We start from the raw sequence: 276 nt of genomic DNA, 5'->3' as shown, positions 1-276 counted from the left end.
GCCCAGGGCGCCGGGGGGCAGAACGTCAATAAGGTGTCCAGCGCCGTGCACTTGCGCTTCGATATTCCTGCCTCGTCGTTGCCCGAGTTCTACAAGGAACGGCTGCTGGCGCTGCGCGACAGTCGCATCACCAGCGACGGCGTGTTGATCATCAAGGCCCAGCAATACCGCACGCAGGAACAGAACCGGGCCGACGCATTGGAGCGCCTGGTCGAACTGATCCTCGGCGCCACCAAGATCGAGAAGAAACGCCGCCCGACCAAACCGACCCTGGGC

The 276-nt window shown here is 63.8% G+C and carries 1 protein-coding gene; it reads left to right on the top strand.

Annotation, left to right across the window (positions count from 1 at the left end):
• Positions 1 to 276, top strand: a 276-nt coding sequence (arfB, locus tag OC610_RS29210; RefSeq protein ID WP_264433323.1) for an alternative ribosome rescue aminoacyl-tRNA hydrolase ArfB, incomplete at both ends; no start/stop codon positions are given.

The organism is Pseudomonas agronomica, from assembly GCF_025917275.1.
Lineage (GTDB): Bacteria > Pseudomonadota > Gammaproteobacteria > Pseudomonadales > Pseudomonadaceae > Aquipseudomonas > Aquipseudomonas agronomica.
Note: the sequence above shows the minus strand (reverse complement) of the source record. Positions and strands in the feature narration are given on the sequence as shown.